The sequence below is a fragment of the Polaromonas sp. P1_E12 genome (genome assembly GCF_056405975.1).
Window position 1 is genome coordinate 70,407 of sequence record NZ_JBFUBB010000010.1, and the last position, 22,141, is coordinate 92,547.

The 22,141-nt window shown below is 59.5% G+C and carries 22 protein-coding genes and 2 tRNA genes; 14 read left to right on the forward strand and 10 right to left on the reverse strand.

Translation table 11 applies throughout. The features are described 5' to 3' along the window. The first annotated feature begins 116 nt into the window (after positions 1 to 116). The 3 genes from mutM (at position 117) to mutY (ending at position 4,114) form a co-directional block, all read left to right on the forward strand. Positions 117 to 932: a bifunctional DNA-formamidopyrimidine glycosylase/DNA-(apurinic or apyrimidinic site) lyase gene (mutM, locus tag AC1D13_RS22490; RefSeq protein WP_457282192.1), complete on the forward strand. Its 816-nt coding sequence runs from the start codon at positions 117 to 119 to the stop codon at positions 930 to 932. A gap of 71 nt (positions 933 to 1,003) precedes the next feature. After that, positions 1,004 to 2,980 carry a dynamin family protein gene (locus tag AC1D13_RS22495; RefSeq protein WP_457282191.1) on the forward strand — a complete coding sequence of 659 codons (1,977 nt, stop codon included), beginning with the start codon at positions 1,004 to 1,006 and terminating at the stop codon, positions 2,978 to 2,980. A 54-nt stretch (positions 2,981 to 3,034) separates the two neighbouring features. Beyond that, entirely contained in the window at positions 3,035 to 4,114 is a 1,080-nt protein-coding gene (gene mutY / locus AC1D13_RS22500) for an A/G-specific adenine glycosylase (RefSeq protein WP_477666675.1), read from the forward strand. A gap of 49 nt (positions 4,115 to 4,163) precedes the next feature. Here the strand turns inward: mutY and rapZ are convergent, their stop codons facing one another. Genes rapZ through AC1D13_RS22515 form a run of 3 tightly spaced genes read right to left on the reverse strand, consistent with a single transcriptional unit; the run spans position 4,164 to position 7,567 of the window. Further along, positions 4,164 to 5,030, reverse strand: a complete 867-nt coding sequence (gene rapZ / locus AC1D13_RS22505) for an RNase adapter RapZ (protein ID WP_477666676.1) — start codon at positions 5,028 to 5,030, stop codon at positions 4,164 to 4,166. Next, positions 5,030 to 6,673, reverse strand: a complete 1,644-nt coding sequence (gene recN / locus AC1D13_RS22510; RefSeq protein ID WP_477690315.1) for a DNA repair protein RecN — start codon at positions 6,671 to 6,673, stop codon at positions 5,030 to 5,032. The genes rapZ and recN overlap by 1 nt, the downstream gene beginning before the upstream one ends. A gap of 18 nt (positions 6,674 to 6,691) precedes the next feature. After that, the gene (locus tag AC1D13_RS22515) at positions 6,692 to 7,567 is read right to left on the reverse strand and encodes an NAD kinase (protein WP_477649604.1); all 876 of its coding nucleotides are present in this window, start codon (positions 7,565 to 7,567) and stop codon (positions 6,692 to 6,694) included. A 49-nt stretch (positions 7,568 to 7,616) separates the two neighbouring features. Here AC1D13_RS22515 and hrcA point away from each other — a divergent pair, with 49 nt between their 5' ends. The 5 genes from hrcA (at position 7,617) to greB (ending at position 9,899) form a co-directional block, all read left to right on the forward strand. Next, complete coding sequence (hrcA, locus tag AC1D13_RS22520; protein ID WP_457282186.1) at positions 7,617 to 8,636, forward strand: heat-inducible transcriptional repressor HrcA; 1,020 nt, start codon at positions 7,617 to 7,619, stop codon at positions 8,634 to 8,636. Between the two features lie 24 nt (positions 8,637 to 8,660). Then, a tRNA-Ile gene (locus tag AC1D13_RS22525) sits at positions 8,661 to 8,737 on the forward strand. Positions 8,738 to 8,764: 27 nt separating this feature from the next. After that, positions 8,765 to 8,841 (forward strand) — tRNA-Arg (locus AC1D13_RS22530). Between the two features lie 192 nt (positions 8,842 to 9,033). Further along, a complete protein-coding gene (locus tag AC1D13_RS22535) occupies positions 9,034 to 9,288 on the forward strand; it encodes a hypothetical protein (protein ID WP_457282185.1) in 255 nt (84 codons plus the stop codon). A gap of 44 nt (positions 9,289 to 9,332) precedes the next feature. Next, positions 9,333 to 9,899, forward strand: coding sequence for a transcription elongation factor GreB (greB, locus tag AC1D13_RS22540; RefSeq protein WP_477690316.1), 567 nt, complete (start codon positions 9,333 to 9,335; stop codon positions 9,897 to 9,899). Here the strand turns inward: greB and AC1D13_RS22545 are convergent. From AC1D13_RS22545 to AC1D13_RS22560, 4 genes are all read right to left on the reverse strand, one after another. Further along, complete coding sequence (locus AC1D13_RS22545; RefSeq protein WP_477667766.1) at positions 9,896 to 12,142, reverse strand: RelA/SpoT family protein; 2,247 nt, start codon at positions 12,140 to 12,142, stop codon at positions 9,896 to 9,898. The two genes, greB and AC1D13_RS22545, sit on opposite strands and share 4 nt — an antisense overlap. A 109-nt stretch (positions 12,143 to 12,251) precedes the next feature. Further along, positions 12,252 to 12,455 carry a DNA-directed RNA polymerase subunit omega gene (gene rpoZ, locus AC1D13_RS22550; RefSeq protein ID WP_011482283.1) on the reverse strand — a complete coding sequence of 68 codons (204 nt, stop codon included), beginning with the start codon at positions 12,453 to 12,455 and terminating at the stop codon, positions 12,252 to 12,254. Between the two features lie 42 nt (positions 12,456 to 12,497). Further along, positions 12,498 to 13,118: a guanylate kinase gene (gmk, locus tag AC1D13_RS22555; protein WP_457282182.1), complete on the reverse strand. Its 621-nt coding sequence runs from the start codon at positions 13,116 to 13,118 to the stop codon at positions 12,498 to 12,500. Between the two features lie 43 nt (positions 13,119 to 13,161). Continuing rightward, positions 13,162 to 14,079 carry a YicC/YloC family endoribonuclease gene (locus tag AC1D13_RS22560; RefSeq protein ID WP_457282181.1) on the reverse strand — a complete coding sequence of 306 codons (918 nt, stop codon included), beginning with the start codon at positions 14,077 to 14,079 and terminating at the stop codon, positions 13,162 to 13,164. Positions 14,080 to 14,149: 70 nt separating this feature from the next. Between AC1D13_RS22560 and AC1D13_RS22565 the strand changes: the two genes are divergently transcribed. The 6 genes from AC1D13_RS22565 (at position 14,150) to AC1D13_RS22590 (ending at position 19,202) form a co-directional block, all read left to right on the forward strand. Next, positions 14,150 to 15,157, forward strand: coding sequence for a serine/threonine protein kinase (locus AC1D13_RS22565; protein ID WP_457282180.1), 1,008 nt, complete (start codon positions 14,150 to 14,152; stop codon positions 15,155 to 15,157). Beyond that, complete coding sequence (locus tag AC1D13_RS22570; RefSeq protein WP_457282179.1) at positions 15,154 to 16,056, forward strand: PP2C family protein-serine/threonine phosphatase; 903 nt, start codon at positions 15,154 to 15,156, stop codon at positions 16,054 to 16,056. The genes AC1D13_RS22565 and AC1D13_RS22570 overlap by 4 nt, the downstream gene beginning before the upstream one ends. Before the next feature lie 129 nt (positions 16,057 to 16,185). Next, positions 16,186 to 16,914, forward strand: coding sequence for a ribonuclease PH (gene rph / locus AC1D13_RS22575; protein WP_477667683.1), 729 nt, complete (start codon positions 16,186 to 16,188; stop codon positions 16,912 to 16,914). A gap of 45 nt (positions 16,915 to 16,959) precedes the next feature. After that, a complete protein-coding gene (gene rdgB, locus AC1D13_RS22580; protein WP_457282177.1) occupies positions 16,960 to 17,571 on the forward strand; it encodes an RdgB/HAM1 family non-canonical purine NTP pyrophosphatase in 612 nt (203 codons plus the stop codon). A gap of 157 nt (positions 17,572 to 17,728) precedes the next feature. Continuing rightward, on the forward strand, positions 17,729 to 18,913 hold the full coding sequence (hemW, locus tag AC1D13_RS22585) for a radical SAM family heme chaperone HemW (RefSeq protein ID WP_477690317.1): 1,185 nt from the start codon (positions 17,729 to 17,731) through the stop codon (positions 18,911 to 18,913). Between the two features lie 61 nt (positions 18,914 to 18,974). Further along, positions 18,975 to 19,202: a hypothetical protein gene (locus AC1D13_RS22590; RefSeq protein WP_477690318.1), complete on the forward strand. Its 228-nt coding sequence runs from the start codon at positions 18,975 to 18,977 to the stop codon at positions 19,200 to 19,202. 69 nt (positions 19,203 to 19,271) lie between these two features. Here the strand turns inward: AC1D13_RS22590 and AC1D13_RS22595 are convergent, their stop codons facing one another. The 3 genes from AC1D13_RS22595 to AC1D13_RS22605 form a co-directional block, all read right to left on the reverse strand. Further along, positions 19,272 to 20,354, reverse strand: a complete 1,083-nt coding sequence (locus tag AC1D13_RS22595) for a hypothetical protein (RefSeq protein WP_457282174.1) — start codon at positions 20,352 to 20,354, stop codon at positions 19,272 to 19,274. 11 nt (positions 20,355 to 20,365) lie between these two features. Further along, a complete protein-coding gene (locus AC1D13_RS22600) occupies positions 20,366 to 21,508 on the reverse strand; it encodes a DUF4034 domain-containing protein (protein WP_477690319.1) in 1,143 nt (380 codons plus the stop codon). Between the two features lie 269 nt (positions 21,509 to 21,777). Then, positions 21,778 to 22,086, reverse strand: a complete 309-nt coding sequence (locus AC1D13_RS22605; protein WP_477690320.1) for an I78 family peptidase inhibitor — start codon at positions 22,084 to 22,086, stop codon at positions 21,778 to 21,780. Between the last annotated feature and the right edge of the window lie 55 nt (positions 22,087 to 22,141).

Below are 22,141 nucleotides of genomic sequence, written 5' to 3' on the forward strand. Positions count from 1 at the left end.
AACCATGATAATTGAAGCTTCCCGGCTGCGCTGCCGCTTTACGCCGCGGCCCTGATCTTCGGCTGGCCCACCGCTGCCTTCTTGCGCCATGCAGCAGCGCCCTTATTTACAAAACCATGCCTGAGCTGCCAGAAGTTGAAGTCACCCGGTTGAGCTTTGCGGACCGTATCGCCGGCGCCGTCATTGAGCGCGTCCAGATGGGCAAGCCCCTGCGCTGGCCGCTGGGCTGCGCGCCGCACAAGCTTGCCGGCCAGAAGGTGCTGGCAGTTCGCCGTCGCGGCAAGTATCTTTTGGTGGACCTGAGCAACGGGCTGCTGCTGATCCACCTCGGAATGTCCGGCAGTGTGGCTTTTGGCGACGGTTTCCCCGCCTTGGGCAAGCACGACCACTTTGAAATGGCCACCAGCCAGGGGACTTTGCGTTTGAACGACCCGCGCCGGTTCGGGGCTGTGGTGTATGCCAGCGATGAAGGCGCGGCTGCCGCCCAAAAGCTGCTTGGCCGGCTCGGCGTCGAGCCGCTGACTGACGCTTTTGACGCGGAAAGCTTTCACCAGGCGCTGAAACTGCGGCAAACGGCGATCAAGCAGGTGCTGTTGGGCGGGGAGGCCGTGGTTGGTGTCGGCAATATTTATGCGTCGGAAGCCCTTTTCCTGGCTGGAATCCGGCCGACCACCCGGGCAAACCGGATCAGCAAGCCCCGCGCGGCCTTGCTTCACGGGGCGATCCGCCAGGTACTGGCCCAAGCTGTTACAAAGGGGGGGAGCACCCTGAGAGACTTTTCGAATGCACAGGGTGAATCGGGCTATTTCCAGCTGGAAGCCATGGTTTATGACCGCGCCGGCCTGCCCTGCCGGGTGTGCGCAGCACCCGTGAAGACCCTCCGGCAGGGGCAAAGGTCCACTTTTTACTGTGCGAATTGCCAGAAACCTTGAGTCCGTAGACGCGCCAATGGTTCTTTCGGGTTTGCGATGCTATATTGACCGACACACTTTACGGTAGACCGATGTCTTTTAACGAACAATTTGACCAGCACGGCACGTGGCGGCGCGAATTCGCATTGCGCCTGAAACTGCTTGCAGAGTGGATGAAGGACCATGACCTGCTGGATGCAGCGGTTGAGGAGCGCCTGCAGCGGCTCGAGTCACAGGTACGTTCCGACAAGGTCATGGTCGCCTTTGTGGCCGAATTCTCGCGCGGCAAGTCCGAGCTGATCAATGCGATCTTTTTTGCCGGTTATGGCCGCCGCATCATGCCGGCAAGCGCTGGCCGCACCACCATGTGCCCGACCGAACTGGGCTACGACGCGGATGTGCCGCCCTGCCTGCGCCTGCTTCCCATCGAAACGCGCCTGCAGAAGCAAGCCCTCATGGAGTGGCGCGCGGTACCTGAAAAATGGACACGGATCGACCTCGACGTGAATGACCCGGCGCAACTGGCGCAGGCGCTCGAAAAAGTGGCCGAAGTCCGCCATGTCACCCAGGACGAAGCCCGCTCTCTTGGTTTCTGGCATGACAGCAGCCCGGAGGACAACCCGCGTGTAGGCGCTGACGGCCTGATAGAGGTGCCCAAGTGGCGCCACGCGCTGATCAATATTGCGCACCCGCTTCTCAAACAGGGCCTGGTCATCCTGGATACGCCGGGTCTCAATGCCATTGGCGCAGAACCCGAACTGACGGTGAGCCTGATCCCCCAGGCCCATGCCGTGGTGTTCATACTGGCCGCCGATACCGGTGTCACCAAGTCCGACCTGGCCATCTGGCGCGAGCATTTGATCACCGACGGTGATGGCACCGATGCACGCCTGGTGGTGCTCAACAAGATCGACACCCTTTGGGACGCGTTAAGCACGCCCGAACAAGTACAGGCGCAGATCGACAAGCAGCGTGCAACATCTGCCGAAATCCTGGGCCTGCCTGAATCCCAGGTCATTCCCGTATCGGCCCAAAAAGGGCTGGTGGCCAAGGTCACGCGAGACAAAGCCTTGCTGGAGGCCAGCCACCTGCCTGCCCTCGAGCTGGCGCTGGGGCAGGGCGTGATGGGACAGCGCCAAAAAATCCTGCGTACAGCGGTGTCGGGCGGTATCAGCGAACTCCGGACCGAAGCGGGGCGGGCCATGCACATCCGCCGGCGCGATCTGGCCGAACAGATGATTGAGTTGCGTGGCCTGAGAGGAAAGAACGTCTCGGTCATCAAGCACATGCGCAGCCGCATCGAGCAGGAGCAGGCTGAGTTCGACACCAGCGGCTCGAAAATTCACGCGGTACGTTCTGTCCACCTCAAATTGCTCCGTGACGTATTCAATCTGCTCAGCACGCCGACGCTCAAGGCAGAACTGGCCGAGCTGACGCATGCCCTGAAGCAGCCGGGCATCAAGCTGGGCGTCAAGAAGGCTTATGGCCAGACTTTTTCCCGCCTTCGCGAGGGACTGCAGAAGTCGCAGATCATGAGCAGTGAAATCCAGTCCATGTTGACTGCCTCCTTTCGCCAGCTCAATGCCGAGTTCAGTTTTTCGCTGCAGGCGCCAAAAGAGCCGGAGCTGATCCGCTATGAACACGACCTGGAGCAAATTGAGCGCAGCCATTTGCAATATCTTGGTGTGGGCAATGTTCTGAAACTTTCCCAGCCGGAATTTTCCGAGAGGCTGGTACGTGCCCTCGCCACGCGCCTGCGGGTGGTCTACGAATCCGCCCTTGGCGAAGTGGAGCTCTGGAACAAGTCAGCGGCATCGCAGCTTGATGCGCAGTTGCGCGAGCGGCGGCGCAATTTCGGCCGCAGGCTTGAAGCTATCGAGCGCATCCAGCAAGCGGCGTCTGGTCTGGATGAACGGATCGCTGAAATCGATATCCAGGAGCGCGTACTCGATGAGCTGGACAACAAGCTCACGGAGCTGACTTCCCATCTGATGGGCTCTTCAACGCAGTCCAAGACGCCGGATGGTGCCGCTACTGCAGAAAATGCCGCGGTGCCCGAGGCTGCCTGAGCGTTGACGCGGTCGCGACCCACCAAGACCCCTTCGGGGCGGAAATCGGTTGCTGTGAAGCAAACGGCCTCATGCCAGTTGCCCGGATTTTCCGGGGAAATTGTGCGCTGGCAGGCTTCGCACGGACGCAATAGCCTTCCCTGGCAAAACACACGCGATCCCTACCGCGTGTGGCTGTCTGAAATCATGTTGCAGCAGACTCAGGTCGCAACGGTTCTGGATTATTACGCGCGATTCCTTTCACGCTTCCCGACGGTGAAGGAGTTGGCTGCGGCTTCCGAAGACGATGTGCTGGGTCTATGGAGCGGGCTGGGTTATTACAGCCGTGCGCGCAATCTGCACCGCTGCGCTCAGGATGTAGTGGCATTGCATGCCGGGCAATTTCCGGAGACGGCCGAGCAGCTCCAGACCCTGCCAGGCATAGGCCGTTCAACCGCCGCGGCCATCGCCTCGTTTTGTTTTGGCGAACGTGTTGCGATTCTGGATGGCAACGTCAAACGGGTGCTAACGCGGGTTCTGGGTTTTTCCGCCGATCTGGCTCAAAGTGCCAATGAACGGGCGCTTTGGAACACGGCTGCAGAGCTGCTGCCTGAGCAGGACCTGCCCGAAACCATGCCGCGCTATACGCAGGGACTGATGGATCTGGGTGCCACGATTTGCGTGGGCCGCCAGCCCCAGTGCCTGTTATGCCCGGTACAAAACCTGTGCCGCGGTTTTGCAGCCGGTGATCCCGGCAAATATCCCGTGAAGACACGAAAGCTCAAGCGCAGTGCGCAGTCGCTGAGTCTGTTGTGGGCGCAGAAGCCGGATGGTTCGGTCTGGCTTGAAAAGCGCCCCAGCCGGGGAATCTGGGGTGGGCTTTACTGCCTGCCGGTTTTCGAGAGTGATGAGGCACTGACTGCGGATTTGCCGGCTTCCTTGCGGGAAAGGCTCGATCCACTGCCAGGTTTTGTCCACGTGCTGACACACAAGGACTTGCACCTGTCGCCGTGGATCGCAGGTTTTCGGGCCGGGCAAACCATGCCCAGGTCTCTGGTTTCGGATGAACGGCCCGGTGCGTGGTTCGGCCCCGCCGAATGGCCTGCACTGGGGCTGCCCGCGCCCATACGCAAACTGTTGGAACGGGACGCCTAGGCCTGCCCGCTGTACTGGAAGGTGAGGCCGTGCCCAGCCTTATCTGGACTCAAACGGCGTCGAGCTCGCGATGCCGCTTCAGCGTTCGCCATTGTTGGCCGAAAGCTGCGGCCAATTCCTCGACAAGGTAGACGGAACGGTGTTGGCCACCGGTGCAGCCGATGGCCACGGTCACATAACTCCGGTGGTCACGTACCAGTGCATGCAGCCAATGGCTGAGAAACTGCTCGATATGGCGGAACATGTCGTCCACTTCCGTGTGGGCCTTGAGATAGCTTGCCACGGCCTCATCAAGCCCGGTCAGGTGGCGCAGACCCGACTCATAGTGCGGGTTGGGCAGCATGCGAACGTCAAACACGTAATCCGCGTCCAGCGGCACGCCCCGCTTGAAGGCAAACGACTCGAACACCAGCGTGAGCTGGGTGCTGGGAGCGGAGATCAGCGACTTTACATAGCCCTGTAGCTGTGATGAGCGGATCATGCTGGTGTCGAGCACGTGGGCCTGCTCGCGCATTTCGCCCAACAACTCCCGCTCCAGCTCTATGGCGTCTACCAATGCCCGGTGCTGGTCGGAGGCGTCAATGCGCGACAGAGGGTGAAGCCTGCGCGTTTCGGAAAAGCGGCGCACGAGAGTTTCCGTGTTTGCATCCAGGAAGAGGGATTGCACCGCCACGCCGGAAGCGCGCAACTGCCGCAATTGCTGGGGTACCAGGGGAAGCGAGACTGCGCTTCGCACGTCCATGGCAATGGCAACTTTCTGGGCGCCGTGCTGCTGCTCCAGTGCGACGAAGGGCGTCAGCAATTCCGGTGGAAGGTTGTCGACGCAGTAATAACCGGCGTCTTCCAGTGCATGCAGGGCAACCGATTTTCCGGAACCCGACATGCCGGTGATAAGAACCATTTCCAGTGCTGCCATCACTGTCCCAGCATTTCCTTGGCGTGGGCCAGCGTAGTGCCGGAAAGCCGCTCACCGCCGAGCATGCGGGCGATTTCAGCCACGCGCTGTTCCCCGTTGACATGGTCTACGGTGCTGAGGGTGGTGCCGTTTTCGGCCCGCTTGGCAACGACAAGGTGCTGGTCGGCACAGGCGGCTACCTGGGGCAGATGGGTGACTGCCATGACCTGCCGGTCTTTACCCAGTTGTTTCATCAGCCGTCCGACGGTTTCGGCCACGGCACCCCCCACGCCCGAATCAACCTCATCAAATATGAGCGTTTGCGCCTGCCCCAGCTGGCTGGTGGTGACGGCGATGGCCAGCGCGATGCGCGACAACTCGCCGCCGGAGGCGACCTTGCCCACGGGGCGAGGTGTGCTGCCGGCATGGCCTGCTACCAGGAATTCGGCTTGCTCCAGCCCGTGCTGGGCTGGTTGTTCAAGTTTGCTGAGAGCAACGTCAAATTTGCCGCCCTGCATGCCTAGGCCCTGCATGGCCTGGGTAATGGCCTTGGCGAGTTTGGGTGCAGCTTTGCTGCGCGCCTTCGACACCTGCCCGGCTTCGTCCAGGTAGGCTGACTTTGCCTGGCTTTCGTTTTTTTCCAGTTGAGCCAGATCGGCGGCTTCGTCGAGCTTGTGCAACTCGGCCCGCCAGGAGGCCAGCAATTCAGGCAGTTCGGCTGGGGTGCGCTTGTAACGTCGCGCCAGGCTGACCCACAGCGAAAGACGTTCGTCGAGTTCGGCCAGCCTTTGGGGTTCCAGCTCGGCGTGCCGCGCATAGCCATTGAGCGAATGCACTGCATCTTCCATCTGGGCCAGAGCGCCATTTAACACCTCGAGGATGCCCTTGAACTCGGGTTCGATGTGTTCCTGGCCTTGCAACGATGCAATGGCTCGCCCCAGCAGTGCGGTGGCGTTCTCGTCGGACTCCTGCAATGCGTCGACGGCGGCCTGTACGGCATCGCGCAGAGCTTGCGCGTTGGACAATCGCCCATGCTGGGCATTCAGCTCGTCCCATTCGGCGGTCCCGGGTGCCAGCTTGTCGAGTTCGCCGATTTGCCACGCCAGCCGCTCGCGTTCGCGCTGCAGGCTGTCTTGCGCTTCGCGTGCGTCATTCAATGTTTTCTGGGCGAGCCGCCATTGTTGCCACAGGCGTGACAACTCGCCGGTAGAGACTTCTGCATAGGAGTCGAGCAAGCCGCGTACTGCGTCGGGGCGGGTCAGACTTTGCCACGCATGCTGGCCGTGGATGTCCACCAGCTGGTCGGCGATGTCCTTGAGCTGGGTGGCCGTTGCCGCGCTGCCATTGATCCAGGCGCGGCTTTTACCCTGCGCGTCTATCGTGCGCCTGAGCAGCAGGGTTTCGCTGCTGTCGAAGCCGGCTTGTTCCAGCCAGGGGGCCAGGCCTGCGGGGCTGTCAAACTCTGCGCTGATTTCGCAGCGTGCGGCGCCTTCGCGAACCACGCCGGCATCGGCTCGAGCGCCCAGCGCCAGTTGTAGTGCATCAATCAGGATCGATTTACCCGCACCGGTTTCACCGGTGAGCACCGAGAAGCCGCCGGACAAATCCAGCTCAAGCTTGTGGACGATGACAAAGTCGCGAAGCGATATGGTTTTGAGGCTCATAACTTGAATCCTGGCCGGTCAGGCCACGCCTTCGTTCCAGTGCAGCTTTCTCCGGAGCGTGTCGAAATAGCTCCAGCCTTTGGGGTGCAGGAAACGCATTTGGTGTTCGGAACGCCTGACGGTGATGCGGTCGCCATGCAGCAGGCTGGCCAGCGACTGCATGTCGAAGTTGGCGCTGGCGTCGCGGCCAGAGACGATTTCAATGGTAATTTCGCCCGAGTCCGACAGCACAATGGGCCTGTTGGACAAGGTATGCGGCGCAATCGGCGCCAAGACCCAGCCGGCAATCGATGGGTGCAGCAAGGGCCCGCCCGCTGAAAGGGCATAGGCCGTGGAGCCGGTCGGCGAGGCGATGATCAGGCCATCTGCGCGCTGGTTCGCCACAAAGCGGCCATCCACCTCCACACGGAGTTCCACCATACCGGCGGTCGCTCCGCGGTTCACGACAACGTCGTTCATGGCGGTGGCGCTGAAGACGCACCTGCCGTCACGCACGACCTCGGCCTGCATCATCCAGCGTCGATCTTCTTCATACTCGCCACGCAACATGGGAATGAGTGTGTTCTGGTAGTCCTCAAAGGCGATGTCAGTGATAAACCCCAGCCTGCCCTGGTTGATGCCCACCAGGGGGATGCCGAATTGGGCCAGTAGCCGGCCTATGCCCAGCATGGTGCCGTCTCCCCCCACGACGAGGGCGAGGTCGCACTGGGCCCCTATGCCGGCTGCATCAAGGGTCGGGAACCGGGTCAGGCCGGTGTTGCTGGCGGTGTCCTGCTCGATCGCCACATCGCAACCCTGGGTGCCCAGGAAGTGTGCGATCTCCTCCAGTGCTGACCGGGAACCTTGTGCGTGGTACTTGCCGATCAATGCGACATGGCGAAATTGCGACTTCATCGGCAAATTACATCACAACATGGCAACCGAAGCTTCGTAGAATGGCACCATGCTTGATGATCGTGCCCGATTGCTGCTGAAAGCACTCGTTGAACGCTACATTGCCGATGGACAGCCGGTAGGTTCGCGTACGCTCTCCAAAGCTTCCGGCCTTGAACTGTCTCCGGCCACCATACGCAATGTGATGAGCGACCTGGAGGAGCTTGGCCTGATTGTCAGCCCGCACACCTCGGCAGGGCGTATTCCCACAGCGCGGGGTTACCGGCTCTTTGTCGACACGATGTTGACTACCCAGCGCGACTCCTTGTCGTCGTCGGGCCATATCGGTGCGCCGCGGCTGGCACCTGATCAACCCCAAAAAGTGCTCAGTAATGCGGCGCACATGCTGTCAAGCCTGTCGCAATTCGTGGGTGTCGTCATGGCGCCACGCCGGACGTCGGTATTTCGCCATATCGAGTTTCTGCGCCTGTCCGAAAAACGCTTTCTTGTGATCATCGTCTCGCCCGACGGCGATGTGCAAAACCGGGTTATCTTCACCGAGGCGGACTACACGCAGTCCCAATTGGTTGAAGCGGCCAATTTCCTCAATTCACATTACGCCGGCATGGCGATCGAAGAGGTGCGGGAGCGCCTGAAGAACGAGGTGGAAGCCCTTCGCGGTGAAATCGCTACGTTGATGCAGGCGGCGGTGAAGGTCAGCTCGGAGGCCATCGAATCGCGCGACGAGGTGGTTATTTCCGGCGAACGCAATTTGCTGGCCGTCAGCGACTTCTCCAGCGATATGGGTAACCTGCGCAAGCTCTTTGATCTCTTCGAGCAAAAGGCGCAGCTGATGCGGCTCCTTGATGTTTCGAGCCGCGCCGAGGGAGTCCGGATTTACATCGGCGGCGAAAGCCAGGTCATTCCGTATCAGGAGCTGTCTGTGGTGACGGCCCCTTATGAAGTCGACGGACAGGTAGTGGGAACCCTGGGCGTGATAGGGCCCATGCGTATGCCCTACGAAAAAATGATCCAGATTGTCGACATCACCTCCAAGCTGGTGAGCACCGCGCTCAGCCATAGCAAGTAGGCCCTTACAATCGATCCCTTGAGTGGGGCGTTAGCTCAGTTGGTTAGAGCAGAGGACTCATAATCCTTTGGTCGAGTGTTCAAGTCACTCACGCCCTACCATTTAAATAAGCTATAATTTGAGGCTTAGCGGCTGTAGCTCAGTTGGATAGAGTACTTGGCTACGAACCAAGGGGTCGTGGGTTCAATTCCTGCCAGCCGCACCACTTTCTTAAGTGATTTCAATAGCTTAGAGGCTCATCCCTCTAGGCTATTTTTCTTTCCGGGGGCCGCTTTAGGGTCCTTTTTCATACCGTTGCCAGCGCGATAGTGGTTTTCCTGGGACTGGGCGGCGCCGGACGGGCTGTACGTCCAACAAGAGCTCCGCTATTCTGGAAGCCTAATTCCGGAGGAGAAACATGGGATCACTGAATGTCGAGGACCACGGCGAGTGGCTCAGTTTTGGCTTGTCGTACGCGGGCAGCACCATTCCCGTCAGGATTTCGCGCGAGGCGATGGAGGAGTTCTTCGGCGCCGTGCCTGGGCCGGATTCCCTGAAAAAAGCGTATGAACAGGATGCTGAAATGATTCACGCCCGGGCCGCTGATCTGGTTGTGGCGGGCGTGAGCTACACGCCTGAAAATCCCCTCGTGCTGAAAATGGAAGATTTCTAGAGACATTCACGGCCGGCAGCCATGAATGCTATGGTGGCCGGAGCATGAACAAAGCCTTTACCAAAGAAACCGAGCCGGAGGATGACGAGCCGACGCTCGCACCCCTGCCTGCAGGTGGCAAAAATTACATCACACCGCAGGGCTATGAGCATCTGCGCAGCGAACTTTTGGACCTGATCGACAGCGAACGACCCAAAATGGTGGAAATCGTTCATTGGGCTGCCAGCAATGGGGACCGCTCCGAAAATGGCGACTACCACTACGGTAAAAAGCGGCTGCGGGAAATCGACCGGCGAATCCGGTTTTTGACGCAGAGACTGGAAATTGCGGAAATCAGCAACCCGTCGGTGCATCATGGCAGCGGCCAGGTTTTTTTCGGCGCGACAGTTGCCTATGCCGATGGCGACGGAGTTGAGCGAGTCGTGACCATTCTGGGCATTGACGAAGCCAACAGCGCCCAAGGACAAATCAGCTGGATATCACCTGTCGCCAGAGCGCTGCTCAAATCGCGTGTTGGCGATGAAGTCAGTCTCGTGACTCCGCAGGGTGTACAGGCGCTCGAGGTACTGAAAGTGGACTATCCCGCACCGGACAAATCGACAGCTGATTAGCCGGACGATTTGGCGCGTTGCACCCGCAGTACGGAAGGTGTGCGTTTCACGCTGCGCAAGGCGGAAGCCAGGTGGATGCGGTCGCGCACGGCCACGCCGAAGCGCAGGTCCGTGGCGTCATGCGAAGGCTCTTGGCCCATGTCGACATGGGTAATGTCCGCCTCGGCACTGGCCAATGCAGCCGCCACTCGCGCCAGGACCCCTTTCCCATTGGAGACGGTGACCAGGAGGTTTGTTTCAAACGTCCGCACAGGCTCGTCGGACCAGTCCACGGCGATAAAACGCTCGCTGTCACGGTGCTGCAGTCGCTTGGCGACAGCGCAGTCATCAGTATGTATCACCAGACCTTCACCGCGGCCCAGGTAGCCCACGATGCCGTCGCCAGGAATCGGGCGGCAACAGGGGGCAAACTGTACGGAGGCGCCTTCACTCCCATCGATCACCAGCGCGCCTTGCGACACAGACTCATGGGCGGTGTAGCGCTCACGGCTCATGAGCAGGGCATTGGGTTTTTCACCGGTTTCGGCAAGCAGGGTGACGATGCGCTTGGCCACCATGCTGGCGATCCGTTTGCCCAGCCCGATGTCGGTTAGCAGATCGGCACGTGACCGGTTGCCGGTAAAACGCAGGATCTTTTCCCAGGTGGCGTGGTGGGCTTCATCGTCGTCGGGGAGACGTTCGCGTTCGATGCCCTCGGCGCGCAGCGCCTGGGCGAGCATTTTCTCGCCCAGATCCTGCGACTCGGAAAGCGCCATGGTTTTCAGATGGTGGCGTATTTTGGAGCGGGCTTTCCCCGTGCGTACAAATCCCAGCCAGCCGGGGTTGGGGCTGGAGACCGAAGCCGTGATGATTTCGATCACGTCGCCGTTATGCAGCTCGGACCGAAGCGGCACCTGTTCGCCGTTGACTTTGGCCGCTACGGCGCGGTGCCCCACGTCACTGTGAATGGCGTAAGCAAAATCCACGATGGTCGCGCCACGCGGCATGGCCATGATCTGGCTTTTCGGCGTGAACACATAGACCGCCTCGGGAAACAGGTCAATCTTGACGTGGTCCCAGAACTCGGCCGCATCGCGTGTTTCCTGCTGGATGTCGAGCAGCGATTGCAGCCACTGTGTCCCCAGCCGCTGCGAAGCGTCGCCATCCGGGTCGGTGGCCTTGTAAAGCCAGTGCGCCGCGACCCCGGATTCCGCCACCACATGCATGGCTTCGGTGCGCATCTGGAACTCGATATTGGTACCGAAGGGGCCAACCAGCGTGGTGTGCAGGGACTGGTAACCGTTGATCTTCGGGATTGCGATGTAGTCCTTGAACTTTCCGGGCAGGGGTTTGTAGAGCTGGTGCAACACCCCCATGGCCGTGTAGCAGGCCGTCAGGTCTTTCACGATCACCCGAAACCCATAGAGATCGGTCACCTGGGCAAACGAAAGGTGCTTTTCATCCATCTTGCGGTAGATGGAATACAGCGTCTTTTCTCGTCCCGAGATCATCACCGGCACATGGGCACCGGTAAAGGCCGATTCGACCTCTCCCTGCACCCGCTTGATCACGTCGCGTCGGCGGCCGCGGGCCTTCTGCAACGCCTTGGTCAAGGTGGCGTAGCGCCAGGGGTGCAGGTGCTGGAAGGAAAGGTCCTGCAATTCCCGGTAAGTCGTGTTCAGGCCCAGGCGGTGGGCGATGGGCGCGTAAATGTCCAGGGTTTCGCGCGAGATTCGGGTCCATTTGGCGCGCGGGACATCGCCCAACGTGCGCATGTTATGCGTCCGGTCAGCCAGCTTGATCAGGATGACCCGCACGTCGCGTGCCATGGCCAGCAGCATCTTGCGGAAAGACTCAGCCTGGTTTTCTTCCCGGGTATTGAATTCCAGCTTTTCGAGTTTGGTCAGCCCGTCCACCAGTTCAGCCACCGGCGCGCCGAAACGCTCGATCAGCTCGGGCTTGGTGACGCCGCAGTCTTCAATGGCGTCATGCAGCAGGGCGGCCATGAGCGCCTGTGCATCCAGCTTCCACTCGGCGCATTGTTGCGCGACGGCGATAGGGTGGGTGATATAGGGTTCGCCGCTGTTGCGCAGCTGGCCCAAGTGGGCCTCATCTGCAAAGCGATAGGCGCGGCGGACATTGTCAATGTCGGCAGCGCTCATGTAGTCGAGTTTCGCCGTGAGCGCAGCAAAGCTTGCCGCTGCTGCGTTGGCGGCGGCGGGGGTCGACTTGCTGGAAACAACAGGCGAAAGCATGGCGCTCATGCCTTAAATGTATCGCGGCATGAATAAATCATGAAAAAAATGGACTTTATGAGGCCATAAATGAAAAAAGCACCGCATTGCGGTGCTTTTTTGCGGTGCCAGATTTGACTCAGGATGGCACTTTTTTCAGCATTTCGAGGCCAATCTTGCCTTCTGCGATCTCGCGCAGAGCGGTAACGCCAGGCTTGTTCTTGCTTTCAATCTTGGCGGCGTGCCCCTGGCTGAGCATGCGTGCACGATAGGTGGCAGCCAACACCAGCTGGAAGCGGTTCGGGATTTTTTCGAGGCAGTCTTCAACGGTAATGCGGGCCATGGTGATCTCCGGTGTGATCGATAACGGGGAAAGCGGGTGAAATCAGGGAATTTGAAGGGCCTGGAAGGTTTCGGCGCGGGCTCGCCGCTGGGCCGAAAACTTGAGCCTTTGGGCATGCACAATGGTTTTCAGGTCGAAAACTGCCCGCTCAAATAACTCGTTAATTATAACGAAGTCGAATTCCCGGGCCTGGGCCATCTCGGTGGCCGCGTTTTTGAGCCGCAATTCGATGACTTCGGCACTGTCTTCGCCACGCCGCTGCAGGCGCGAGCGCAGCTCTTCCCAGCTTGGCGGGAGTATGAAAATCAGCACCGCATTGGAAAAAATCCGTTTGATGTTGATCGCCCCCTGAAAGTCTATTTCCAGAATCACGTCGGCGCCGGTGGCTATTCGCTCTTCAATGGTCTGCCGCGAGGTGCCGTAGCGATGGCCGTGCACATGTGCCCATTCCAGGAAGGAGTCGCGCAGCACCATGCCGTCAAAGTCCTCGGGCGAGAGAAAAAAGTACTCCCTGCCGTGCTTTTCCTGGCCGCGTGGAGGGCGCGTGGTGTGCGACACCGCGGGCTGGATGCGTGAATCCAGTTCCAGAAGGGCCTTGACCAGGCTGGATTTGCCGGCCCCGCTGGGGGCGGCTACAACAAAGAGGTTTCCGGGGTAGTCCATGCGTTCTGGGCGGTGATTTCGGTGTTTTAGGCTAGGGGCGGGGCTATTCGACGTTCTGGACCTGCTCACGGATCTGCTCTATCAGCACTTTCATGTCGACGGAAATGCGTGTCAGTTCGAGGGATGCCGATTTGGAGCCCAGTGTATTGGCTTCGCGGTGCAGCTCCTGGATCAGGAAATCCAGGCGCTTGCCCAGTTCCCCGCCGTTTGCCAGAAGGCGGTCAATTTCATCCAGGTGCGAGGAGAGGCGGGTGATTTCTTCCGCGACGTCAATGCGGATGGCAAAGGCTGTGGCCTCTGTCAGCGCCCGGTCCTGTGCAACTTCCGGCAGCGTGGCGCCGTCCGACAGCGCCATGGCTTCTTTCCAGCGTTCCAGGAAGCGGGTTTTCTGCTGCTCAACCAGTTTGGGCACCATGGGTACCGCCAGCGCTGCCAGCGCACGCAGCTGTCCCGTGCGGTCAAGCAGCATGTCGGCCAGCCGGGCGCCTTCGCGTTCGCGGGCCGCCATCAGCTCTTTCAAGGCTTTTTTGGCCAGCTTGAGCAGCTCATCGCTGTAGTCGTGTGGTTTTTTGTCCTCATTGGTGGCGATCCGCAGAATATCTGCCACGCTGAGTGCGGGTGCCTGCGGCAGCCAGGATTTGATACTGTCTTCCAGCGACCCGAGCCGTTGCAAGGTTGCCGAAGATGGCGCGCGCAGGGTGCTGGCCGAGGTACTTTCCAGCGAAACCCGCACTTCCACCTTGCCGCGCTTGAGCTTGCCGGTGAGCAATTCGCGCAATGCGGGCTCGGCCTGCCTCAATTCGTCGGGCAGGCGAAACGCCAAATCAAGAAACCGGCTGTTGACAGAGCGTATTTCGACGCCCAGACGGGAGCTGGCATCCGCGCCCGATTCAGTTTCCGGGGCGGATTGCGCCATGCTCGATTGCACGGCTGCATAACCCGTCATGCTGTAAACTGACATTTAAAAATACGCTTTACTAGAGAGAGAACAAGACCCAGACTGACCAAGTCATTCTGGCTCATCCCAAATTATGTCAAAGGTCAAGCCCGCACCATTGCCGCCCGACACCGTGATTGGTGGCTATCGTGTTGTGCGAAAGCTTTCAGCCGGTGGCTTTGGCGTAGTTTACTTGGCCGTCGACAACGAGGGCCAGCAGGTCGCCATCAAGGAGTACCTGCCGTCGTCCCTGGCTGGCCGGGCCCCGGGGGAATTGCTTCCGCAGGTCCAGGCTGAAAAACTCTCGCTGTACCGCCTGGGACTCAAAAGTTTCTTCGAAGAAGGCCGTTCGCTGGCCCAGATTTCACACGGCTCCGTGGTCAGTGTGCTGAATTTCTTCCGTGAAAACGAGACCGTTTACATGGTCATGAACTACCTGGAGGGCGGAACCCTGCAGGATTTCATCATCACGGCCCGTGAGCTGAAAAAGCAGAAGGTCTTCCGCGAGTCGACCATCCGTTCGCTTTTCGACGAAATCCTTCGGGGATTACGCATCGTGCACCAGCACAAGATGCTCCACCTGGACATCAAGCCCGCCAACATCTTCATTACCGACGACAACCGCGCCGTCATGATCGACTTCGGCGCAGCCCGAGAGGTGCTGAGCAAGGAAGGCAACTTCATCCGCCCCATGTACACCCCGGGCTTTGCTGCCCCCGAGATGTACCGCAGGGACTCCTCCATGGGTCCGTGGACCGATATCTATGCGATCGGCGCCTGCATTTACGCCACCATGCAGGGCTATCCCCCCAATGATGCGCCGCAGCGCCTTGAAAAAGACCGTTTGTCGCTAGCCCTGTCCCGTTTGCGTGGCGTGTATTCCGACAACCTGATTGAGGTCGTAGAGTGGTGCATGTCCCTTGACCCCTTGTCACGGCCGCAGTCGGTATTTGCATTACAAAAAGAATTGAGCAGGGAAGGTGAGCGTCGTTACACCAAACTCACCGTCAGCGAAAAGGTTCGCCTTCAGTTTGACAACATGGTGTCTGACACGAAAAAAACAGCGCGCAAAGCCACTGGCTACGCGACTAAATTCAAATGAAATTCTCAGTCTTTCAGGTAAGCCGAAAAGGCGGGCGCGAGAAGAACGAAGACCGCATGGGCTATTGCTACACGCGAGAGTCGGGCCTGTTTGTGCTGGCAGACGGCATGGGTGGCCATCCTGAAGGCGAAGTGGCGGCGCAGCTTGCGCTGCAGACCATTTCCGCGCTGTACCAGAAAGAAGCGCGCCCTGTCATTGAAGACACCACCGAATTTCTTTCAACCGCGCTGATGGCGGCGCACCACCAGATCATTCGCTACGCCAGCGAAAAAGGCATGCTCGACACGCCCCGCACCACGCTGGTCGCGGCGATTTTGCAGGGCACCGGAGCCACTTGGGTCCATTGCGGCGATTCACGCCTGTATGTGGTGCGAGACGGCGAACTGCTGACACGCACCCGCGACCACTCCTACCTGGAGCAGCAGAGCGCCGGCGTCATCAAGCTCGAACGCATCAACCGCAACATCCTGTTCACCTGCCTCGGTTCTCCGACAAAACCTGTTTTTGACGTTGCCGGGCCCGTGACCCTGCAGCAGGGCGACAAACTGCTGCTCTGCTCCGACGGTCTCTGGGGCAGCCTGAGCGACGAGGAAATTGTCCGCCAGCTGGCCGGCAAAGGGGTTTCGGATGCCGTCCCCGACCTGGTCGAAAATGCCTTGCGTACCGGCGGCGAACACAGCGACAACGTCACCGTGCTGGCCATGGAGTGGGAAACGCCCGACGCCTTCGAATCCACCCGGGGGGTGTCTACCGACAGCATCATGGACGGCGTTTTCGCCTCGACCATCCAGGCCGGCGTGCTGGATACCGTGGTGGACGACCTTGACGAAGCGACCATTGAACGCTCCATCGCTGAAATCAACGAAGCCATTCGCCGCTCAGCCGCAAGAAAAGCCTGATACCCCGGCTTAGCCGTTTCGGTGGCTGCGCCTTCGGCGCCGCTTGCCTCTCCCGTTCCCGCTCCATTCCAGTTCCATCCCCCTCAATTCCGCCATTCAATCCGGCGCCTTGCCAGAAAGCCATCCACCATGAGTCAGTTTGAACGAAGCGGCGCGCGTGCGGCCGACGCCCTGCGCCCCGTACGCATCACCCGCCACTACACGGCCTACGCCGAAGGCTCGGTGCTCATCGAGTTCGGCGGCACCAAGGTGCTGTGCACCGCCTCCGTTGAAGAAAAAGTGCCCGGCCACAAAAAGGGCAGCGGCGAAGGCTGGGTCACAGCTGAATACGGCATGCTGCCCCGCGCCACGCACACCCGCGGAGACCGCGAAGCCGCCCGCGGCAAGCAAAGCGGCCGCACGCAAGAGATCCAGCGCCTCATCGGCCGGTCGATGCGGTCGGTGTTTGACTTGAAGAAACTCGGCGAGCGCACCATCCATCTTGATTGCGACGTGATTCAGGCTGACGGCGGCACCCGCACCGCCAGCATCACCGGCGCTTTTGTGGCCGCGCAGGACGCCGTCAATACCCTGCTGGCCAGCGGCAAGCTCCAGCAAACCCCCATCATCGACCACGTCGCCGCGATCTCGGTCGGCATCGTGCAAGGTACGCCCCTGCTGGACCTGGAATACACCGAAGACTCCGCCTGCGACACCGACATGAACGTCGTCATGACCGGCGCCGGCAATTATGTGGAAGTGCAGGGCACTGCCGAAGGTGCGGCGTTCTCACGCAAGGAAATGGACGCGCTGCTGGTTCTGGCCGAAAAAGGCATCGTCGAACTGGTCGGCATGCAGAAACGGTCGCTATCAAATTAATAGCTGCTCGCGCAGACCCCTATTGGCTTGGAGCATTTTTTCGTTATGAAGATCGTACTTGCGTCGAACAACCAGGGCAAACTCGCCGAGCTCAAGGCCATGCTTCTTCCCCTGGGCCTGACGCTGGTCAGCCAGGCCGAGCTGGGCCTGCCGGAGGCTGACGAGCCCTTTCGCACCTTTGTGGAAAACGCACTCGCCAAAGCCCGCCAGGCGTCGCGCCTCAGCGGCCTGCCCGCGCTGGCCGACGACGCCGGTTTGTGCGTGGACGCTTTCGGCGGCCTGCCCGGCGTGGACACCGCGTTTTACGCCACGCAGTTTGGTTACGCCAAGGGCGACGACAACAACGTCAAAGCCTTGCTCGAGCAGATGGCCGGCCTGACCCAGCCCGCCCAGCGTCGCGCCGCGCTGGTCAGCACCCTGGTGGCGGTCCGGTCTGCAGAAGACCCGGAGCCACTGATCGCCTCAGGCCGCGTGGCCGGAGAAATCGCACCCGCGCCCGTCGGCAGCAACGGCTTCGGCTTTGATCCGGTGATGTACATCCCCGAGTTCGGCAAAACCTTTGCACAGTTGCCCGTTGAAGTCAAAAACGCCAACAGCCACCGCGGCAAAGCCGCACAGCAAATGATCGAACTCCTGCGCGAGCGCTGGAGAATATGAAACACCCCGTGGCTTCGCGCACTTCGTGTCGCGGCCTCCCCCTCAAGGGGCGGCACCTGCGGTCCGGCGAAGCCGGTCCCGCGGTGTCCACTGGCCTGAGCATCAACGGATGTGAGGCTTCGTCCCTACCATATTCGTTCAGCGATCAGAACCCATCATGAAAGACATCCAGCACTACATGCGCAGCGGCACGCTGCAGCTGGCCGCGTTGCCGCCGCTGTCGCTGTACGTGCACCTGCCCTGGTGCCTCGAGAAATGCCCTTATTGCGACTTCAATTCGCACGAGGTCGCCGGCGAAATGCCAGAGCAGCGCTACATCGACGCCGTGGTGGCCGACCTGGAGGCCGCGCTGCCCCTGATCTGGGGCCGCATGGTGCACAGCATCTTCATTGGCGGCGGCACACCCAGCCTGTTTTCACCCCAGGCCATAGACCGCCTGCTCGCCGACATCCGCGCACGCCTCAGACTGGAAGCCGACTGCGAAATCACGCTCGAAGCCAACCCCGGCACCTTTGAAAAAGACCGCTTCAAGGCCTTTCGCAGCGCCGGCGTCACGCGCCTGTCCGTCGGCGTGCAGAGCTTTGACGACAAGCACCTCAAAGCCCTCGGCCGCGTGCACGACCGCGCCCAGGCCATCGCCGCGGTAGAAGAAGCCGCACAGGCCTTCGACACCTTCAACCTCGACATCATGTACGCGCTGCCAGGCCAGACCATGGAAAGCCTCGAGCAAGACATGCGGCAGGCGCTGGCCCTGCAGCCGCCCCACATCTCGATTTACCACCTCACCATCGAGCCCAACACCTACTTCGCCAAATTTCCGCCCGTGGTGCCTGAGGAAGACACCGCCTACGCCATGCTCGACAAAATCACCGAGATCACGCAGGCCGCCGGGTTGCAGCGCTATGAAGTGTCGGCCTACGCCAAGCCCGGCCACCGCTGCTTTCACAACCTCAACTACTGGCAGTTTGGCGACTACCTCGGCATAGGCGCCGGCGCCCACAGCAAGCTCAGCTTTGCGCACCGTGTGGTCCGCCAGGTGCGTTACCGTGAGCCCAAGCTCTATATGGAAAAGGCCCTGGCCGGCGAAGCCGTCACGCAAGAAACTGAAGTCAGCCGCGCCGACCTGCCGTTCGAATTCATGCTCAACGCCCTGCGCCTGCGCGACGGCTTCAAGCTGCAAGACTTCACCGAAAAGACCGGCCTGCCAGTCACCGCCATCCATCGCGGCCTCGAAGAAGCCGAACGCAAAGGCCTGATCGAACGCGACTTCGTACGCGTCAAGCCCACCGAGCGCGGCTTTGATTTTTTGAACGACCTGCAGACATTGTTTTTGGCCGACTAGCACCCACGTCAACGCCCAACGCCAGCGCCAACGTCAACGCAACACCTCGTCTACAAGATCTATGGAAACATCCGCCGTTGTTTTTCTGGTTATCAGTTGCGCCGTCAGCTTCGGGCTGGGCCGGCTGTTTGTGCACTTCCGCGACAAAAAGCGCAAAGAAAAATCACAGGCCCGCGAAGCCGAAGCATTGCGCAATCGCCCCCCAGAGCCCGAGTCCCTCAACAAGGCCAAGCGCAAGCGGCAGCTTCAGCAACAGAGCAAGCTCAGCAAGGGTCGTGATAGCCGTTAAGCCGGGTGCGCAAGCCGTATCTTCCGGCGCGATTGCGTCAGAAGATCCAGGGTCGTATAAGTGTTCGGCTTATCTGGCCACCCATTTCGCGCAAGCTTCATACGATTTTCCGGCCAGCCAATAGCTGCTGTTCAATTCTTCCTTCGGCAATTGCTTCATGGCTTTCAGAAACGTGGGCTTGTCTTGTTTGGCGCATGCATAGCTCGGATAGAGGTTTTTAAAATACGGATCTGGGTAGCGCGCAATCAGGTCTTCAAAACTTGCTTTCATTCGCGGCCAGTTCATTTTTGATCCGGGCAGCAAAGCTCGAGTCCGGTGAATATAAAGTCGTGCATACATTGAGCTTCCTTCGGTAGCCCGTTGCTGCTCACTCCAGTAATTGATAAAAGCATCAATGGCTTCCCAGTTCCCGTCCTCCGCTTGAGCCATGCTGTCCAGCGTATTTCTATAAAGATAAAAATCCCTCGGCCAACGCTTGACGGCATTCTTTAAGGTCGCTGCAATATTGGCATTGGCAGATCTTGAGTCAAGAGCAATGGCGAGCGTCAGCATGTCCCACATCGGCGTAGCTTTCAACTCGGTGGGCGCGTCATCAAGTATTTTTTGTGCGGCAGCAAGCCTGCTGTCATAGAGCTCCCAAGCCTCGGGAGATATCGAGTTCGGTCCTCCCGAGCCGCGCGCGTTCCACGCATTGGCGTATTGGTAGCGGGCTTCAGCAAAAACTGCAAAGTAAGAATTCGGAACAGCAGATTTCCAGCGTTTGATTCGGTCTTCTTCCAGAGGCAACGTTCCAGGTGCGGGCATTGCCAAGCGGAACCCCATATACGGCGCGGTGGCCATGGGCTCACCTGCGGGGAAATTCTTGCCCGATGCAATCAACTCCTTAAGCGACCGTTCCAGTGCTTTAAAGCTTTCCAGTGTGTATAGCAGCTTCAGGTTTGACGCGGCAGTCTGAAAATTGGGCCAATAGTCGTTGTTGCATGGCGGGCTTCCAGGTGGGCTATGGCAACGCCAGGGAATTTCATCGTCGGATGCAGCAGATGCCGTAGCAGCCAAGCCAACCCCCAGCACGGCAAGAATGCATCCCTTCTTCAGATGGCTGCGCCAGTTTTGGAAAACCGGGGTCATTTTCAAATCGATGAGTTTCAGCATGCGGTGGTGCCCTATTTTGAAGCCCATAACGTACAGACATCGTAGGAGTTGCCCGGCAGCCATAAATTGACACGAAGCTGCTCTTTGGGCAGCTGGCTAATGGCCTTGGCATATGCCGGCTTGTCCCTGGCGAAACAGGTATACGCGGCATAAAAGTTTTTAAACTGGGGATCGGGATAGCGCGCAACCAGATCCTCAAGACTCGCACGCATCCTCTGCCAACTCATCTTTGTGTCGCTCGGAAGTGCGTATTCTCTCAAGTCAATATACAGGCGTGCATACATCGACAATCCTTCGGTAGCCTGTTGTTGCTTGCTCCAGTGATCGATAAAGGCCTCAACGACCTCCCAGCTGCCACCCCACTTTGGGGTCAATCGCGAGGCTGCAGTTGAGTAGAAGTCGAATTGCCGCGGCCACTGCGTCACTGCCGCCTTGAAGACAGGCGCTACTTTTGCCTTGTTCGATCTTGAGTCAAGCGCAACATCAAAGGCCACGCTATGCCAAAGGGGCGTCTTTTTTGCTTCTGCTGGCGCGCTGTCGAGAAGTTTCTGCGCAGCCCGAAGTCTGCTGTCGAACAGCTTCCAGGATTCGGGTGAAACGGTGTTGGCATAGCCGCCGCCTCGTGCATTCCACGCATCCGCATGCTGGTAGGCCGCCTCAGCGAGGACGACAAAATGCGAATTCGGAAACGCGGTTTTCCAGTGCGCCAGTTGCAGACGCTCAGGTTCCCCCGCCCCTGGCGTCAAAAAAATTTGGCGAAACGCAAAACCGGGCGCACTTGATAACGGCTCACCCGTAGGAAAGTTTTTGTCAGAGCCTGATAGCTCTTTGAGCGCCCGCTCAAGCATGGCGAAATTTTTCAGCTGATGGTTCAAGTAATAGAGCAGCTTCAGGCGATCTTTGGTGGTTGCAAGGTCTGGCCAATCTTCACCTTTGCAGACGTCACCCTGGAAGCCCCAGCAACTCCACGGGTACATGCCCAGTTTCTTGAATTCCCGTGGCCTGGGGCCACTGGCTGATACCGCTTCAGAAGCAGCCAATGCAGCGGCTGGTGCCGTTTCAGAAGCAGCTACTGCAACGGTCAGAAACCCGCCAAATAGCAAGACGAACGCGCAAACTTTCTTCAGGAAGGCGTTCCAGTTGTTGATAGACATTCGCAGCCTTTGATAAGTGGAGCAGATGGCCAGCAGAGGCTGCCGAACGAAGGAAGAATATCAGCAACGGGTCGCTTTGCGTCCTTCAAATTAAGGGCTTGCGTGGGGAGGCAACAACAACATTCAGGTTGATATGTCGGCCTGCCAAACCTGGCAATCCATCGAACGTAGTCTGCTCAGCAAGGCCGGGCGCAAGCAGCCGCAGCAACTTGAAAACAAAAGAAGTCAAAAACCACAAACGCTAGCCGGCTTCCGTGCCGGCCTATTTTTTAACCGCAGCTGACGTGCGTCACGCGCCCGGCAGCATCCACCGTCAGGCTCAGCCGATCAGCATTGAACTCCATCGTCACGACCTGCCCAGGCTTAAGCACCCGGACGTTTTTTGTGCCGGCGCGTGTGCGGGCTTCTTCTTGAAGCGCTGCGCTCACATTGCGGCCCACGGCGAATTGGGCTGGTGCGGCGTTGCAAGGTCCGCTTGGCGGCGCAGATGCTGGCGTTGATGCACCAGGGCCTCCTGCGCAGGCGGAGAGGGCTATCGGCAGGGCTAGTGCAAGAGCGTTGGGAAAAAGCGTGCGCATGGCTAGGTCCTTTCGTCGAAGTTGTTTAGCTTATCTCACGATACTCCGCTGCATG